Origin of the sequence: Streptomyces sp. NBC_00539 (assembly GCF_036346105.1) — a bacterium.
Taxonomy (GTDB): Bacteria; Actinomycetota; Actinomycetes; order Streptomycetales; family Streptomycetaceae; genus Streptomyces.
Map to the genome: position 1 here is coordinate 4,417,904 of NZ_CP107811.1, position 16,034 is coordinate 4,433,937.

A 16,034-nucleotide genomic window follows, 5' to 3' on the forward strand; every position below is an offset into this window, starting at 1 on the left:
TGCTTCGGACGGGCGTAAATCCGTCGCGTGGCTCGCCCCTCCGCACTAAGCTCGCGCGCTTTGGCCGACGTAGGAACGACCTGGGAAGGGGAGGGATACGGTGCGCCGGGAAGTGAGCCGGGAAGTGAGCCGGGGAGCGGACGCCGAAGGGGAAGCGGAAGGGGAAGCCGAAGCGGAAGCGGAAGCCGGCACGGGGAGCGGGGACGTCCGCCGCAGGGCGGTGGCCGGGGACGCGGGGCACTGCTTGCGGCTGTACGGGGCCGTCGCGGTCGGCGGGTTCCGGCGATACGCCACCTACGGGACGGCCACGGCGGCCGGTGTGTTCACCAACACCGTGTTCGGCTTCATCCTCGCGTACACGTACGTGGCGCTGTGGGACGAGCGGCCCGGCCTCGGCGGCTACAGCCAGGGGCAGGCACTGGCCTTCATCTGGGTCAGCCAGTCGCTGCTGGCCGCCGCCGCGCTGATGGGCGGAGGGTTCCAGGAGGAGTTCCAGGAGCGCGTCCGGACGGGCGACATCGCCGTCGACCTGTACCGCCCCGCCGACCTCCAGCTGTGGTGGCTCGCGGCCGACATGGGCAGGGCCGCCTTCCAGCTGCTGGGGCGCGGGCTGGTGCCGGTCCTGGCGGGGGCGCTCGCCTTCCCGCTGGCGCTGCCCGCCGATCCGGTGCGCTGGCTGCTGTTCGTGGTGGCCGTGGTGCTCGGCCTGGTGGTGAGTTTCGCGGTGCGGTTCCTGCTGGGGCTGGCGGCGTTCTGGCTGCTGGACGGCACCGGGATCAACATGATGGCCGGTCTGGTCTCGGTGTTCTTCTCCGGGATGCTGCTGCCGCTGACCGTCTTCCCGGGCGGGTTCGGGGACGTGGTCCGGATGCTGCCGTGGGCGGCGATGCTCCAGGTGCCGATGGACGTCCTGCTGGGTGAGGGCGCGGGGGCGGGCGGCGCGGGAGGGGCGCTCGCGTTCCAGGCCGGGTGGGCGCTGGTGTTGTTGGGTGCGGGCCGGCTGATGCAGGCGGCCGCGACGCGGAAGGTGGTGGTCCAGGGTGGCTGACGCGGTGCTCGGGCGTGAGCGGGAGGGGCCGCCGGCGGCGGTGTGGGAGCGGGAGCCGCGGCGCCACCGGGCGTGGGAGGGGCTGCGCTGCTACGGGCTGATCGCCGCGATGTGGATCCGCTCCGCGATGACGTACCGGATGTCCTTCCTGCTGGCCACCGTCGGCCACGCGGCGGTCACCCTCCTCGACTTCGCCGCGATCTACATCATGTTCACGCACGTGGACGCCCTCGGCGGGTTCTCGCTCCCCGAGATCGCCCTGCTGTACGGGTCCAGCTCGACCTCGCTGGGCCTGGCCAACCTGCTGCTCGGCAACACCGACCGGATGGGCACGCGGATCCGTGACGGCTCGCTGGACGGCATGCTGGTGCGCCCGGTCCCGGTGCTCGCGCAGGTGGCGGCGGACCGGTTCGCGCTGCGCCGGCTCGGCCGGATCGCGCAGGGCTGCGGGGTGCTGGTGTGGGCGGTGGCGGCGCTGGACGTGGACTGGACGGCAGGGAAGGTGCTGCTGGTGCCGGTGATGGTGCTGGCGGGTACCGCGATCTTCGCGGCGGTGATGGTGGCCGGGGCGGCCTTCCAGTTCGCGGCCGGCGACGCGGCGGAGGTGGTCAACTCCTTCACGTACGGCGGCTGCACGATGCTGGAGTACCCGCCGACGGTGTTCGCGAAGGAGCTGCTGCGCGGGGTGACCTTCGTCGTCCCGCTCGCGTTCGTCAACTGGCTGCCCGCGCTGTACGTGCTGGGGCGGCCCGATCCGCTGGGGCTGCCGGGCTGGGTCGCGTTCCTGAGCCCGCTCGTGGCCTTCGCGGTGTTCGTGCCCGCGTCGCTGGCGTGGCGCGCGGGACTTCGTTCGTACCGGAGCACGGGGAGCTGAGGACAGGGCATGAGCGAAGTACTGATCGAGCTGGACGGCGTCGAGAAGGTGTTCACGGTCCGGCGCCGGGTGGGGCTGGTACGGCGGGAGAAACGGCAGGTGAGGGCCGTGGACGGGATCGGTTTCACGGTCGGCAGGGGGGAGATGGTCGGCTACATCGGGCCCAACGGCGCGGGGAAGTCCACGACGATCAAGATGCTGACCGGGATCCTCACCCCCAGCGCCGGCCGGCTGCGCGTCGCGGGCATCGACCCGGCCCGGGAGCGGATGCGCCTCGCGCACCGGATGGGGGTGGTGTTCGGGCAGCGCACGACGCTGTGGTGGGACCTGCCGCTCAAGGATTCGTACGGGCTGATGCGGAGGATGTACCGGATCCCCGAGGCGAGGTACCGGGCGAACCTGGAGCGCTGCGTGGAGCGGCTGGACCTGGGGGAGCTGCTGGACGTGCCGGTACGGCAGTTGTCGCTGGGGCAGCGGATGCGCGGCGACATCGCGGCGGCGCTGCTGCACGATCCGGACGTGCTGTACCTGGACGAGCCGACGATCGGGCTGGACGTGGTGAGCAAGGCGAAGGTACGGGCCTTCCTGCGGCAGCTGAACGCAGAACTCGGGACGACGGTGCTGCTCACGACGCACGACCTCCAGGACATCGAGCAGCTGTGCGAGCGGGTGATGGTCATCGACCACGGGCGCCTGATGTACGACGGCCCGCTGGGCGGGCTGCACGCGGCGGGCGCGGCGGGGGAGAGCGAGCGGACGCTGGTGGTGGACCTGGAACGGGAGTTTCCGCCGCTGGTGGTGCCGGGGGCGCGGGTGGTACGGGTGGAGGGGGCGCGGCAGTGGCTGGCGTTCCCGGCGCAGGCGTCGGCGGCGCCGCTGGTGGCGGCCGTGGCGGCGGGGTACCCGCTGCTGGACCTGTCGGTGCGGGAGCCGGACATCGAGGAGGTCATCGCCCGGATGTACGCGGGGCGGGGGTAGGGGGAAATCAGGGTCGGTCCCGGGGTCCGGTACGGGGCCGGAACGTACAACTGCCCGGGGTCAGTACATAGTCTGGTCCCATGAATGAGGAGCGGCCGGAGAAGCCGTTGACGGAGGGGTCGTTGCCGCAGGAGCCGTCCTCGGAGAAGGCGTCCGGGGAAAAGGCGTCCTTGGAAAAGGCGTCCCCGGAGAAGCCGTCCTTCGAGAAACGGCCGTCCTTGGTGGGGCCGCCGCTCGCCGGGGATGCGTTGCCGCAGCTGAGGGCCTCGGATGCCGACCGGGAGCGGGTGGTGGAGCGGCTGCGGGACGCGGTCGCCGAGGGCCGGCTCGACATGGAGGAGTTCGAGGAGCGCCTCGACGCGGCCTACACGTCGCGGACGTACGCGGAGCTGGCGCCGCTGACCCGCGACCTGCCCGAGCCGGGTGCCGAGGCGCCCCTGGCGTCGGCGCCGCAGGGGGCCGCGGTGGCGCGGCCGGCGTCCGGGTCGGCGTGGGCGGACCGCATCGGGGGCCAGGGCACCTGGTCGACGGGGATCGCCGTCATGTCGGGGTTCCAGCGCAAGGGCCGCTGGACGGTGCCCGCGCGGTTCGACGCGTTCGCGCTGATGGGGGGAGGGGAGCTCGACCTGCGCGAGGCGAACTTCGCCGAGCCGGAGGTCGTGATCAACTGCATCGCCGTGATGGGCGGCATCGAGATCACCGTCCCGCCGGGCGTGGAGGTCGATGTACGGGGCATCGGCTTCATGGGGGCGTTCGACCACCGCGAGGGCCCCGGCGTGCCGGAGCCGGGCGCACCGCGGGTGGTGGTGACCGGCCTCGCCCTGATGGGCGGGGTGGAGGTACGGGTGAAGGAGCCGAAGGGCGTCAAGGGGTCCAAGGGCGGCAAGAGGGACGGGTCGGTGGACGGCCGGTCGCCTCGGAAGGAGCTGTAAGGGGCTCTCGTGGCGGCGTGCTGGCGCGCCGGGAACTCCTGAGGCCGCCCGGGAGTCGGATGCTATGCGGACGAAACCGGCCATGGGGGGAAGGCAGGAGCACGTGGAAGACGTGGACCATCGCGACGTGGACCCGCGCACGGGAGCGCAGCCCGGGGCCCCGACCGGGACCCGGACTGAGGCTGGGACCGGGACCGGGGCTGCCGTCGGACGCGGAGCATTCGGGTTCAGCGCGGCGGACGAGGAGCGGCGGCGCGGTGTCCGCCGGATGAAGACCACCGCGACGGGGCTGCTGGCCCTGGTGGCGCTGGTCTACGTACTGGCCAAGTGGGCGCAGCACACCGGCGCGGGCGACTGGGCCGGGTACGTCGCGGCCGCCGCCGAGGCGGGCATGGTCGGCGCGCTCGCGGACTGGTTCGCGGTGACGGCCCTGTTCCGGCGGCCCCTGGGGCTGCCGATCCCGCACACCGCGATCATCCCGACGAAGAAGGACCAGCTGGGTGTGTCGCTGGGCGAGTTCGTGGGCGAGAACTTCCTCTCCGCGGAGGTCGTCCGGGCCCGGCTGCACGCCCTCGGCATCGGCGGCCGGCTCGGCTCGTGGCTGGCGGATCCCGCGCACGCCGAGCGGGTCACGGCGGAACTGGCGACGGCCCTGCGCGGCGCCCTGGCCGTGCTGCGGGACTCCGACGTCCAGGCCGTGGTGGGCGAGGCGATCACCAGACGGGCCGAGGGCGCCGAGATCGCTCCGGGGCTCGGCAAGACCCTGGAGAAGGTCGTCGCCGACGGCGGTCACCGCCGCGCCGTCGACCTGGTCTGCGCCAAGGCCCACGACTGGCTCGTCACGCACGGGGACTCGGTCATGGACGCGGTCCAGGGCGGGGCGCCCGGCTGGACCCCGCGCTTCGTGGACCGCAAGGTGGGCGAGCGGGTGTACAAGGAACTGCTGCGCTTCGTGACGGAGATGCGGGACATGCCGGAGCATCCGGCCCGGAGCGCGGTGGACCGCTTCCTGACGGACTTCGCCGGCGACCTCCAGTCCGACACCCGGACCCGGGAGCGGGTGGAGCGGCTCAAGTCGGAGATCCTCGCGCGGGGCGAGGTGCAGGACGTGATCGCCTCGGCGTGGGCCGCGATCCGGTCGATGATGATCGCGGCGGCCGAGGACGAGCAGAGCGAACTGCGGCTGCGGGTGCGGTCGTCCCTGATGTCCCTGGGCGCCCGGCTCGCGACCGACGGGCGGCTCCAGGCCAAGGTGGAGGGCTGGATCGAGGACGCGCTGGTGTACGTGGTCACCACCTACCGCACGGAGATCACCTCGCTGATCACCGACACGGTGGCGGCCTGGGACGCCGAGCACACCTCCCGCAAGATCGAGGCCCACATCGGCCGCGACCTCCAGTTCATCCGCATCAACGGCACGGTGGTGGGCGCCCTGGCGGGCCTCCTGATCTACACGGTGTCCCGAGCACTGGGGGCGTAGGGCCGGTGCGCGCCAAGGGCCGCACCTCCAGCCCGGCCGGCGTCTGGGCCGCACCTCCAGCCCCGCCGGCGTCCGGGCCGCACATCCAGCCTCGCCGGCGTTTGAGGCGCGGGGTCTGGGGCGGAGCCCCGGAAAGCCCGGCGCAGCCGGGGCCGCTCCGCGCAACGGCGCCGCAGCCCGCCCCGCACCCAACCCCCCGCACCCAACCCCCGGCCCCCTACCCCCGCCGGTCGGCCACGACCCACGCGGCCCCCGCCACAACCCCCGCCGCCCCGAAGACGGCCGGCCACGCCCCCACCTTCCGCGCCAGCGGATGCGCCCCCGCGAACCCGGCCAGGTACAGCGCTCCGAGCCCGGCAGCCGCCGGCACGCCACCGCGCCGGTGCCACTCCCGCCCCGCCGCGATCCCGGCGGCCCCCAGCACCACACCGCCCAGCGGCCGCTTCTTGGTCCAGCGGGCCACCGCGTACCCGCCCACCAGTCCGGCCGCCGCCACCATCGAGGTCGGTACCCGCTCCATGTCCACTCCCTACGCGTCCTGGCCGTACGTACGGGCCGCACCCGCACGAACCGTCGCCGCACGAACCGTCGCCACACGAACCGTCTCCGTACGGCCGTCCCCGTACGGGCCGTCTCCGTACGCCCACGAGGCTAACGGCCCCGCCTGACGGCCCGCCGCGCCCCCACCCCGCCCAGCACCAGTACCGCCCCGCCGAACACCCCCTCCGGCACCGCCTCCCGTACGGCGGCCGGCAGCAGCGCCACCACCCCGAGTACGAGCAGGAAGGCGAGGGCGGCCCGCCCAACGGCCCGGAGCACTCTGTCCACGACCCCTCAACGCGCCTGCCGCCCCCACGACACGCCCCACCCCGCCGGGGTCGGATTTGTCGCACACTCGCCGCATCCGCCTGATACGCCGCCCATGGAACCCGGACCGCATAAATTCACTCTCCAAAGACAAACGGGAAAATCCCCGTCAACGCGCCCCAGGAGCCCGGACATCGTGATCTGCTACGGACAGGCCGTCCTCGACCTCGTGGACGAACTGGTCGACGCCTACGCCGACGTCTTCTCCGCCCCGCCGTGGAACGAAGACGAAGAAACCATTCGCCAGTTCGCGGACCGCCTCCCCGCCGACGCCCGGCGCCGTGGTTTCCGTACCGCCCTCGCCCAGTCCCCGGCCGGCATCGACGGGTTCGCCACCGCGTGGCTCACCCCGGCCGCCTTCCCCAAGAACCGCGCCTACGGCCAGGTCGCGGCGCAGCTCGGACCCGGCCGGGTCAAGGAACTGCTCGTCGGCGCGCTGGAGATAGACGAACTCGCCGTACGCCCCTACGCGCGCGGCCGCGGCACCGGACGCGCCCTCCTCACCGAGATCACCGCCGACGCCCCCGACCGCCGCGCCTGGCTGCTGACCTCCCGACTGGCCCGGGACACGGTGGCGACGTACCGCCGCCTGGGCTGGCACGAGGTCGCCGCCCTCCCCGGCACCGAGACCGGCGTGATCGTCTTCCTGGCCCCGGACCACCCGAGCCGCTGACCGGGGGTATCCGCTGACCGGGGGTATCCCGTTCCGGGGGCGGGCATACCCGCGCCATGATCACCACTACGCCCCAGCGGCTGGCCCGGCGCCAGCTCAACCTGGCCACCCGGCACCAACTCACCACCACGGCCGGAGTACCCGACGGCACGATCACCTCCCGCACCCGCCCGGGCGGGCCCTGGCAGCGCTTACTGCCCCGGGTCTACCTCCTCCAGACCGGTCCCCCCGACCACCGTCAACGCGCCCTCGCCGCCGTCCTGTACGCCGCCGAGCCCGCCTCCGACCCCCTGTCGGGCGACACGGCCGCCCTCACCGGCGGCGCCGCGCTCGCCCTGCTCGGCATCCGCGAGGCGCCGTACACCCCGGCCGACGTCCTGATCCGCGCCCCGCGCCGGCTCACCGCCACCCCCGAGGTCCGGCCGCTGACCACCTCCCGCTGGCCGCGCACCATCACCGTGAGCGGCGTCCCGAGCACCCGGCCGGTCCGCGCGGCCGCCGACTTCGCCGCCCGCGCCGACGACCCCGAGCGCATCCGCTCGACCCTGGCCCACGTCGTCCAGGCCGGCTGGTGCCACCCGCACGACCTGCACGCCGAACTGCGCTCCTCCCGCCTCCTGGGCCGCCCCGCGATCCGCTCGGCGGCGTCGGAACTCCTGGCCGGCGTCCGCTCGGTCGCCGAAGCCCGGGCCCGCGACACCCTCACCGCGACCGACCTCCCGACCCCGCTGTGGAACGCCCGCCTCCACACCCCGGACGGCACCTTCCTGGCCAGCCCGGACGCCTACTGGCCCGACGAGGGCGTCGCTCTGGAGATCGACTCCGCCGAGTACCACTACACCCGCGACGCCTGGCACGCCACCCTCCGCCGCCGCCTGCGCCTGGAGTCCCACGGCGTCCTGGTGGTCAGCGCGACCCCCTCCATGATCCGCGACACCCCCACCGAAGTCATCGCCGCCCTCCGCACCCTCCTCACCCTCACCACCCCCCGCCCCCACCCCCCAACCGCTACCGCCCGCGGCCACCAGCAGCTCTTCCTCCCCCTTCAGTCCTGAGCGGCTGCCGACAGCAGATAAGCGACATCCATGTGCTGCCCGGCTTTGTGCAGTGCGGCGGTGATGTTCAGAACCGCCTGCCTGTCTGCCCGCTCGCTCGCGCTGGAAAGTACTGTTTCCGCCGCTGCGTCCTTGCCCGCCGTACGGCAGGATGCGACGGCTTCCACGACCTCACTCGGGGAAGCCGTGCTTCCCACCCGCCACAGCATCACGCCGGCGTCGCGAGTCCGGCCGGTGGCGAAATAGCGGAGAACGGTCTCAAGCTCGGTCCAGGCTGGGCCAGCTTGTTCCGTGCTCTGCCGGTCCCCCTCCGGCAGGGGGACCGGCAGAGCAGCAGGTACCACTGCCGACGCGTCAGGCCGTACATGTACTCGTGCTCGGGGCCGCACGATCCGCCGCGGCCGGACGGTCGGCGAAGCCGGCGCGACGGTGACGCTGCTGGCGGGCCTGCTCCTTGCGGTCGGCGAAGCGGCGACGGTGTGGCGGCAGCAGGGGCAGTGCCGTGCCGCAGCGTGCTCGCGAAGAGTGCGCAGTTCTTCGTAGGTGCACGGCAGCGTATGCCCAGCGGCCAGGGCCTCTGGTTCGATCACCTCGAAAAGGCTCTTGAGCAGCGACTCTTCCGGGACGCGGCCGCCGTTCAGGTGATTGGACAAGGTGGTCGGCGCGATGTTCGCATCCGAGGCGATGGCTGCCTGGGTCCGCTCACTGCACTCGCGTAGCAGGCGTAACTTCGCGACCAGTACGCGGTGCGGAACGGAGAGTCCCGGCGGCAAGCTCTTCCACTTCATCGGTCTAGGTGACAACGCGACCCCCATCGTGCATCAGCAACTGGCTTTCTGAGCATGCCTGTTCACAGGGGCAGCGCGAAGGCGTCTGGAGCTTTCACCTGCCCTCGAAATGCTCAAGAGGGGTAGACGGTGACTAGCCGTCAGGCAAAGCTTGGTGCTGTCCGCAAGCGCTGTCCGGTGAGTAATCCCGCCCAGCCGGATTCAGGACGACCTCTGCCGGAAGAAGGAGTTATTCAATGGCGCTGCCGTCATGGACGGATACGAAGCTGGGGACCATGAAGCGTGCCGCGTTGTGGCTCGTCTCCGTCGTCGGGGAAGGGAACACCTTCACCAAGGAAAACGTCAAGGAGGCGTTTCCGGGTGTGAGCCAGGCTGATCGCCGGGTTCGTGACTTGCGCAAGCACGGATGGCGCATCGACACGAACCGGGAGGATTCCAGCCTGGGGCAGCATGAGCAGCGGTTCGTCGCGCAGGGCGAGCCGGTCTGGCAGCCGGGCAAGGGGAGTGTGCCGGCTCAGTCCCTCACGGATACGCAGCGACGCGAAGTCCTGGCGCGGGACGGCCACTTCTGCCGTTCGTGCGGCATCGCGCCCGGCGAAGAATATCCCGGCACTTACCAGTCGGCGCAGCTGGACATTGCCCGTCGGCCCGTGAAGCAGAGTGACGGGACGGTCCAGGTGGAGAACGTGGCTGAGTGCAACCGCTGCCGAGTGGGTGGGCGGGGCAAAGAGGCTGACGTGCAGGCACTGATCGTGGGAGTCAGCAGGCTGGCCCCCATGGAACGGGCGATGCTCAGCGACTGGATCGACGCGGACCAGAGGGAGTTCGGCACGGTCGAACGGTACTGGGCCGACTACCGGACCCTGCCGGCCGAGTCGAGGGAGAAAGTCCGTAAGGCGCTCAGTGACTGAATCTAGCCGTTGAGGCCGGCCGGGGCGGCAAGCGCGTCCCCGGCCGTGTCTGCCCGTGTTTCGATATGGAGGGATTACATACTGTGAGTACGGATTTCGGGCGGCCGCCGCGCGCTCCGCAGAATCGCGCGCTCGTGAACGAGAGGCTCAGGGAAGCCGAAGCCGGCACAGGCCTGCAGGAGACGCTGACCATCGAGTGGCGCACCAAGCCGCATGTCGTTCAGGTCATCGACATGCCGGTGGACGGAGTGTTCTACAACCCTGCGACCCACAGGATCCGTGCCCAGCGCAGTTTCGATCCTGACCGGGACCGGCAGCTCGTGGCTGATCCGTGGAGTCCAGAGAGCCAGGATTATCTGCATGACCTTCTTCAGGCGTCTCCCTCGAACCCGGCCAAGCGGGACACGGAGTTCGAGGACCTCAAGAGCAGCCTCAAGGAGTACCGGCAGAACGAGCCGGGGCTCATCACCCGCGACGGAGTGCTCGTCAACGGGAACACCCGTGTGGCCGCTCTGCGCGAACTCGGGGTCAGCAGCGTCCGTGTGGGCGTTCTGCCGGAGTCCTGCACCTGGGACGACATCAACGCGGTTGAGCTGTCACTCCAGCTGAGGCACGACACGCGGCGCCCGTACTCCTACATCAACCGGCTCCTCACCATCGAGGAGCAGGTGGCTCACCGGCCGCTCGCCGACATTGCAAGAGACTTCCGCATCAGGGTTTCGACGGCCGAGCAGGATCTGTGGGTCCTCGCATGCCTCCGGGACCTGGCGGAGCGGTCCCGTGCCGGCAGCAAGGCGCAGCTCCGCTTGATGGACTTCGAGGATGCCCAGGAGAAGCTCCGCGAGCTGCACCGCGCCTACAGCAAGGAATCGAAGCAGAACCCGGATCGGGCAGAACTGGTCAAGGAGAACAAGCTCGCCCTGATCGTCCTCGAATTCTCGAAGACCGACGTACGTCTCGCGGAGGCGGACTTCCGGACCCGCTACCTCGAGAACCGGCTGCCGGGCGAACTCAATGCCGCCCTCGTTGCCGCGCCGGCGCGGACGATTCCGGGCATCAACCGCGGGGTCCGGGGGGACTCGGCTCAAGTGGCTGCGGCGAAGGCGTTCACCGACGTGCTTCTGCGGGCCAAGGCGGTTCAGCGGTCCGTCGATGTGGTGAGCGTCCCGGAAGCCCAGGAGGCGGCTGCCACGTGGCAGAAAGCCAGAGAAGCTGTGAACGAGGCTCTTGTGCCGGCCGGCAAAGATGCGCGCGTGCAGAAGCGGAAGCAGGCTGCGCCCGACCGCCTCAACGATGCCTGTGAGGACATCAATCAGTGCGTGACGGACATGGCGTTGGCCCGTGCGTCGCGGAGCCTGGATGACGACGCGCTGGAAGAGGCGGTGGTCGCGCTCAAGGGAAGCCTGACCAAGCTGGCGCGGGAGGCCGCACGCAGCATCACTGTCCCGGGTGACGGCATCGCTTGGCTTCTTGAAGCGGTAAAGCTGGAGGGAGTGTGACGGCGCTCGGGGAACCGTCTCTGCGTGTGGGTTTCGACGTGTCCCGCACCAAGGCGGTTCTCCGCGCCGGAGAGGCGTTCCGTGCGGAACTGACGCATCTGGCGGCTCGTTTCCCGGGTGGTGGCCAGCGGGGGCCGCTGGCGATGGAGCTGTCTCTCGATGAATTCCTCGCAGGGATCGATTCTCTCGCTGACTGGCCGCATCCTGACTCGGTCGAATGGGAGGAAGAGCTAGCGGAACTCGTCAATGGAGTCCTGGACGACGCGGACCGCGCCGAGGAGCACCTGCGATGTGGTCCGGCCGCCTCACCGGTTGAACTGGATGGTCTCGATGCGACGCTCGGCGGTGGGTGGTGCGCGAACCTCACGGATTTCCAGCGAAGGGACATTGCCAGGCTGCTTTCGTTGCGCCATGGCGCGAACTTCAGCGTCCCGGGTGCGGGTAAGACCCGTGTGGGCCTCGCTGTCTACGCGGCGATGAAAGAGGCGGGCGAGGCGCGGCGCTTGCTCGTGGTGTGCCCGAAATCCGCTTATGAGTCCTGGCTATCCGAGGCCCGCCAGTGCTTCAATGAGCCCCCCGTCACCCAGGTTATGGCCAGGTATCCGGGTATCGGCGCAGAAGTCATTCTCGTGAATTACGAGCGGCTGGACCGGTCTCTGAACGAGCTGGCGGAGTGGCTGCGCGCCGTGCCCTCCATGGTGATTCTCGATGAGGCCCACAGGATGAAACTCGGCACGCAGGGAACTTACGGCAGTGCCTGCATGGCGTTGGGGCCGATCAGCCGCCGTCGGCTCATCCTGACCGGTACCCCCGCTCCGAACGGGGCACGTGATCTTGAAAACCTGCTCTCGTTCGTCTGGCCGGGCCACGGGCGCAGGGTGGTCACCCAGGCTGTCGCCGGAGGGGACCTCGCGCATGCAAGCTCCGTTCTGAAGCCGCTCTTCACGCGCACAACGAAGCAGGAGCTGGGCTTGCCGCCCTTCCAGCCCCGTATCCGCTACGTCAAGTTGCCGGATCTCCACCGTGAGGTCTACGACGCCCTGGTCGGCCGCTTCACAGCCCGTGCCGAACTCTCACGAGCGGATTTCGATGCACTGGGGAAAGCGATGCTGCGTCTGCTGATGGCCGCCACCAGCCCGGCCCTCCTCATTGAGGGGGGCAGCAAGTACGAGCCCCTGAGCTACCGCGTGCCGCCGCTGGAGGTCCCGGAGGGTGAGCCGCTGTTCGCTCTCATGCGTAACCTTCCGCAGCACGAGCTGTCTCCCAAGTACACGGAGACGATTAACATCGTTGCCGAAAACGCCGCCTTGGGGCGCAAGACGCTTATCTGGTCGACTTTCGTCCGGAGCATCACCACTCTCGAAAGCCTTCTGTCGGCCTACGGGCCGGCGGTGGTCTATGGCGGGACGGCCGACCGCGAAGAGCAGATCCGGCGTTTCAGGGAGGATCCGGACTGTCACGTGCTCATCTCCAACCCGTCCACGCTGGGTGAAGGGATCAGCCTCCACCACGAGTGCCACGACGCCGTCTACGTGGACCGTGATTTCATGGCCGGACGCTTCTTGCAGAGCCTCGACCGAATCCACCGCCTGGGCCTCGCACCCGGTACTGAGACGCGGGTCACGGTGCTGGCGGCCGAAGGGACGATCGACGAGGTGGTCGCGATGCGGCTTGAAGCCAAACTGGAGTTCATGGGCGCGATCCTTGATGACCCCTCGGTCCGGGAACTCGGTGATCTGCAGGAGGAGCCGTCGGTCGCCGGTGGGATGGATATGGCTGACGTCCGCGCGCTCCTTGAACACGTAGGTGCCTCCTGGTGAGGTAACCGTCACCTGAGCGGCACGGGGCGAGTGGGCTTGGTGCGAGGCGGTTCGGTGCCCGGATGTCGGTGGCGGATGCGACACTTGCCTGTCTGCATCAGCCACACCAGGAGGACTCGATGGATGCCAGCGAGCACACGCTGACCTCGATTGAGATTTGCGCGGGAGCCGGGGGTCAAGCCATCGGCCTCCACCAGGCCGGGTTCAGCCACCTGGCGCTCGTGGAGATCGACCGGAACGCCGCGAAGACCTTGACCCACAACATCGAGCGCCGGCCCGGGTGGAGTTTCGAGCGGAAGTACTGCGAGATCATCACTGGGGACGTCAAGGACTTCGAGCCCGAGAACCTCAAGAAGGCCTTGGACCACTTCGGTCATCCGATCGAGCCAGGCGATGTAGACCTGCTTGCTGGCGGTGTCCCGTGCCCTCCGTTCTCCCATGCCGGAAAGCAGCTGGGAAAGGACGACGAGCGTGACCTTTTCCCGACGATGCTTGATCTGGTCGACCGGATCCATCCGAAGGTGGTGATGATCGAAAACGTCAGGGGCATCAAGGACGAAAAGTTCCAAGATTACCGCGACTATGTGGTGGCCCGCCTGGAGGGTGGCCGGGCGAAGGATCCAGTCGACGGCATCACGCGGGATTTCGAAGGTGCCGGATACAAGGTCTGCGGCTGGAAGATTCTGGAAGCGAGCAATTTCGGGGTTCCGCAGCTCCGGCCGCGCGCCATTCTCGTCGCCATCGATGCGGGCGTGCTGGGTGACCTGGAGTTCGAGTGGCCTGCCGCTAAGACTGCTGATGTACCGGTAAGTGTTTTCCGGGCTCTTGAGGAGAGCATGGAGAATCGATTCGCGCCTCTGCTGAAAATGGGCGGCGACATCCAAGTTCGCGCTCAGGAGCGTCTTGAGCGGTGGCGCAAGCTCGCGGGGGAAGCCCAGGACCTGAAAAAGGGTGGAGGAGTCGCCCCGACGCTGGTTGGTGGTTCGAAGAAGCACGGCGGAGCTGATCTCGGGCCGAGCAGGGCCAAGGCGGCATGGGCAAGCCTTGGCGTCTCCGGCCTGGGCGTGGCCAACGAAGCGGTGATGAGCCTCGCCAAGGAAACCTTTGAGCGTGACCTCCTGCGCCCTGACGGCCCCATGCTCACAGTTTCCCAGGCAGCGATCATCCAGGGCTTCCCAGAAGAGTGGGAGTTCGACGGCGGGAAGACCGCTCAGTACCGGCAGGTCGGCAACGCCTTCCCGCCGCCGGTCGCGAAGGCCGTGGGCGAAGCGATCGCTGACGTACTCCGTGCCGCCCACAAGCGAGACCAGGCGAGCCGCCCGTAGCTCAGCCGGCCTCGGGTCCGCTGCTTCCCAGACGGCTCCGGACCGCATCAGCGATCCGGGCCGCGCAGACAGCTGAGTCTTGGTGTTCCCAGAATCGCAGGACCAGCCAGCCCGTCTCCACGAGTTTCGCGTCGGTATCCCGGTCACGCGCTACGTTCCGCGCGACCTTTTCCGACCAGTAGCCGGAGTTGGTTTTCGGCGGCACATAGTGCTCGGGGCAGCCGTGCCAGTAGCAGCCATCGATGAAGACAGCCACCTTCGCCGGACGGAACACCATGTCAGCCGTCCGGCGAAGACCAGGCAGCGGCTTAGCTGCCACCCGGTACCGCAGGCCCTGCGCGTGCACGAGCCTGCGCACTAGCTGTTCAGGCTTGGTGTCACGGCTCCGGATCGCTTGCATGTTGCGCCGCCGGGCGGCTGAGGAAGCCCAAGAACCCGCAGGGCGGTCCCAGTCTTCAGTCATGGTGCTGTTCCGCTCCCAGGTGTCTCACGTCAGCCCGAGCCCTGCGGGCGCTCAGGGCACATCATCCAATCTACGACGCTCGCATCGCTGCCATGCGTCTGAGGTGCCCCCGCCGTGCGGGAGAGCCGCTGACGCACTCGATCTTCATCAGCATCCACGAGGTCTCGGCGAGGGTGTACTCCAGCGCGGACAGGCCCGTCGGCGTCGGCCTGCCGGATGCAGGTCCGCAGAGCCTCGTGGAGCACGCCGAGATCCTCGGCCATACTGCGGATCAAGGGCTTCGGCTCGGCAGTCCGGTACGTCTGCACCACCGATGGGGGAGCCTCATTCGCTGTCCGTGTGCTTGGGCAGAAACGGAGCTGCCTCCACGGGGTCACCGTCGTCGGCGAGCACCCAGGAACGGCCGTCCAGCTCGACGCGGGGGCGGCCGGCGTGATGCGGCCGCGCCGAAGCGACCCGGAAGCTGACCAGTTCACCCTGTCTCGGCACAGCCACACCCAGCTCCCTTGCGATCGCCTGATGGCTGCTGAAGTGGCCGGGGATCAGCAATCCCTCCTCCCGCAGCACGGTGCGTGCCCGCCCTTTGGCCTCGCGGACCCGCGCCATGTAGTCGCTCTGCTGCGCCACGGTCCGGATGACACCTCGGCCTATTCTTCTCCGCTGTACCCGCCGGAACAGTTCATTCACGCGCTTCTGCCCGGACGCCAGAGAGAGGATGGCGTTACGTGTGTCCTCCGGTAGGTGCAGGAGAACGTTCTCTGGGAGCTCTGCGTGATGCCAGAGCCAGAGAATCTTGTTCCTGTGCTCTGCCTTCACCATGAGTTTCAAGTCGCGGTTCTTCCGACCGGTCAGCCATGCCTCCTCGATACGCAGCAGCCCTGCGCTCCAGCGGCTAGCGAGGTCGTCGGCCCAGACCAGCAGGCACAGGTGGCCAACTGCTTCTGGCGGGATCATCCAGTTGCCGAGCCGCTGCGAGTACTTGCAGTCGACGTCCGCACCAGCGATCCGGTAATCCATCGCGACGCCGTCGTCAAAACTGAACTCCCGCTGCAGATTGATCTCTACGAGCGTTCCCGCATGCGTCTTCTCCGTCTTGTACAGCTTCTCCCACTCGTACCGTCCGGTGACCTCACCGTTCAGTAGTTGGTCGATGGTGTCACGCAAGACCTGGGCGAAACGCAGGCCCGTGGGGTCCAGGCGGAGCAGCTGCGCATGTACGGCCCACAACTCAGGGTCGCTGTGAAGAGACGCCTGAGCATGGATGTTGGCGGCGGCCGAGACTTCCGGTTGCAGCAAGAGCAGACCTGCCCGAGGTGACGTC

16 protein-coding genes are annotated in these 16,034 nt (G+C 69.3%); 11 read left to right on the forward strand and 5 right to left on the reverse strand.

Going from position 1 to position 16,034, the window contains the following annotated elements; genetic code table 11:
* Positions 1–244: 244 nt before the first annotated feature.
* From OG861_RS19820 to OG861_RS19840, 5 genes are all read left to right on the forward strand, one after another.
* Entirely contained in the window at positions 245–1,048 is an 804-nt protein-coding gene (locus tag OG861_RS19820) for an ABC transporter permease (protein ID WP_329202212.1), read from the forward strand.
* Positions 1,041–1,922 (forward strand): ABC transporter permease, encoded by an 882-nt coding sequence (locus OG861_RS19825; RefSeq protein ID WP_443056518.1) that lies wholly within the window; start codon positions 1,041–1,043, stop codon positions 1,920–1,922. Before OG861_RS19820 ends, OG861_RS19825 begins: the two co-directional genes overlap by 8 nt.
* 9 nt (positions 1,923–1,931) lie before the next feature.
* Positions 1,932–2,900 (forward strand): ABC transporter ATP-binding protein, encoded by a 969-nt coding sequence (locus OG861_RS19830; RefSeq protein WP_329195528.1) that lies wholly within the window; start codon positions 1,932–1,934, stop codon positions 2,898–2,900.
* 80 nt (positions 2,901–2,980) lie between these two features.
* Positions 2,981–3,832, forward strand: a complete 852-nt coding sequence (locus tag OG861_RS19835) for a DUF1707 SHOCT-like domain-containing protein (RefSeq protein WP_329195526.1) — start codon at positions 2,981–2,983, stop codon at positions 3,830–3,832.
* A 64-nt stretch (positions 3,833–3,896) separates the two neighbouring features.
* The gene (locus OG861_RS19840) at positions 3,897–5,312 is read left to right on the forward strand and encodes a DUF445 domain-containing protein (protein WP_443056517.1); all 1,416 of its coding nucleotides are present in this window, start codon (positions 3,897–3,899) and stop codon (positions 5,310–5,312) included.
* Between the two features lie 217 nt (positions 5,313–5,529).
* Here OG861_RS19840 and OG861_RS19845 read toward each other — a convergent pair whose 3' ends face one another.
* Together OG861_RS19845 and OG861_RS19850 are read right to left on the reverse strand one after the other, a co-directional pair.
* On the reverse strand, positions 5,530–5,832 hold the full coding sequence (locus tag OG861_RS19845; protein ID WP_329195525.1) for a hypothetical protein: 303 nt from the start codon (positions 5,830–5,832) through the stop codon (positions 5,530–5,532).
* A gap of 131 nt (positions 5,833–5,963) precedes the next feature.
* Positions 5,964–6,140: a hypothetical protein gene (locus tag OG861_RS19850; protein WP_329195523.1), complete on the reverse strand. Its 177-nt coding sequence runs from the start codon at positions 6,138–6,140 to the stop codon at positions 5,964–5,966.
* A 175-nt stretch (positions 6,141–6,315) separates the two neighbouring features.
* On the opposite strand from OG861_RS19850, the gene OG861_RS19855 reads away from it, so the two are divergent.
* Together OG861_RS19855 and OG861_RS19860 are read left to right on the forward strand one after the other, a co-directional pair.
* Positions 6,316–6,852, forward strand: coding sequence for a GNAT family N-acetyltransferase (locus tag OG861_RS19855; RefSeq protein WP_329195522.1), 537 nt, complete (start codon positions 6,316–6,318; stop codon positions 6,850–6,852).
* A 56-nt stretch (positions 6,853–6,908) separates the two neighbouring features.
* Positions 6,909–7,907 carry a hypothetical protein gene (locus OG861_RS19860; RefSeq protein ID WP_329195521.1) on the forward strand — a complete coding sequence of 333 codons (999 nt, stop codon included), beginning with the start codon at positions 6,909–6,911 and terminating at the stop codon, positions 7,905–7,907.
* On the opposite strand, the gene OG861_RS19865 is transcribed toward OG861_RS19860, so the two are convergent.
* A complete protein-coding gene (locus OG861_RS19865; RefSeq protein ID WP_329195519.1) occupies positions 7,898–8,695 on the reverse strand; it encodes a helix-turn-helix domain-containing protein in 798 nt (265 codons plus the stop codon). The two genes, OG861_RS19860 and OG861_RS19865, sit on opposite strands and share 10 nt — an antisense overlap.
* A gap of 236 nt (positions 8,696–8,931) precedes the next feature.
* On the opposite strand from OG861_RS19865, the gene OG861_RS19870 reads away from it, so the two are divergent.
* The 4 genes from OG861_RS19870 (at position 8,932) to OG861_RS19885 (ending at position 14,250) form a co-directional block, all read left to right on the forward strand.
* Complete coding sequence (locus tag OG861_RS19870) at positions 8,932–9,606, forward strand: hypothetical protein (protein WP_329195517.1); 675 nt, start codon at positions 8,932–8,934, stop codon at positions 9,604–9,606.
* Positions 9,607–9,689: 83 nt separating this feature from the next.
* Positions 9,690–11,105: a transcriptional regulator gene (locus tag OG861_RS19875; protein ID WP_329195515.1), complete on the forward strand. Its 1,416-nt coding sequence runs from the start codon at positions 9,690–9,692 to the stop codon at positions 11,103–11,105.
* Positions 11,102–12,925, forward strand: a complete 1,824-nt coding sequence (locus tag OG861_RS19880) for a DEAD/DEAH box helicase (RefSeq protein ID WP_329195513.1) — start codon at positions 11,102–11,104, stop codon at positions 12,923–12,925. Before OG861_RS19875 ends, OG861_RS19880 begins: the two co-directional genes overlap by 4 nt.
* Before the next feature lie 119 nt (positions 12,926–13,044).
* On the forward strand, positions 13,045–14,250 hold the full coding sequence (locus OG861_RS19885; protein WP_329195511.1) for a DNA cytosine methyltransferase: 1,206 nt from the start codon (positions 13,045–13,047) through the stop codon (positions 14,248–14,250).
* Between the two features lies 1 nt (position 14,251).
* Here OG861_RS19885 and OG861_RS19890 read toward each other — a convergent pair whose 3' ends face one another.
* The gene (locus OG861_RS19890; protein WP_329195509.1) at positions 14,252–14,713 is read right to left on the reverse strand and encodes a very short patch repair endonuclease; all 462 of its coding nucleotides are present in this window, start codon (positions 14,711–14,713) and stop codon (positions 14,252–14,254) included.
* A 324-nt stretch (positions 14,714–15,037) separates the two neighbouring features.
* Positions 15,038–16,009 carry a NaeI family type II restriction endonuclease gene (locus OG861_RS19895; RefSeq protein WP_329195507.1) on the reverse strand — a complete coding sequence of 324 codons (972 nt, stop codon included), beginning with the start codon at positions 16,007–16,009 and terminating at the stop codon, positions 15,038–15,040.
* Positions 16,010–16,034 lie beyond the last annotated feature (25 nt).

Bases quoted from the DNA above. Each gene is read 5' to 3' on its own strand.
- OG861_RS19830 (WP_329195528.1), top strand. From the start codon at position 1,932: ATGAGCGAAGTACTGATCGAGCTGGACGGCGTCGAGAAGGTGTTCACG.
- OG861_RS19835 (WP_329195526.1), top strand. From the start codon at position 2,981: ATGAATGAGGAGCGGCCGGAGAAGCCGTTGACGGAGGGGTCGTTGCCG.
- OG861_RS19840 (WP_443056517.1), top strand. From the start codon at position 3,897: ATGCGGACGAAACCGGCCATGGGGGGAAGGCAGGAGCACGTGGAAGAC.
- OG861_RS19845 (WP_329195525.1), bottom strand. From the start codon at position 5,832: ATGGAGCGGGTACCGACCTCGATGGTGGCGGCGGCCGGACTGGTGGGC.
- OG861_RS19860 (WP_329195521.1), top strand. From the start codon at position 6,909: ATGATCACCACTACGCCCCAGCGGCTGGCCCGGCGCCAGCTCAACCTG.
- OG861_RS19865 (WP_329195519.1), bottom strand. From the start codon at position 8,695: ATGAAGTGGAAGAGCTTGCCGCCGGGACTCTCCGTTCCGCACCGCGTA.
- OG861_RS19870 (WP_329195517.1), top strand. From the start codon at position 8,932: ATGGCGCTGCCGTCATGGACGGATACGAAGCTGGGGACCATGAAGCGT.
- OG861_RS19885 (WP_329195511.1), top strand. From the start codon at position 13,045: ATGGATGCCAGCGAGCACACGCTGACCTCGATTGAGATTTGCGCGGGA.
- OG861_RS19890 (WP_329195509.1), bottom strand. From the start codon at position 14,713: ATGACTGAAGACTGGGACCGCCCTGCGGGTTCTTGGGCTTCCTCAGCC.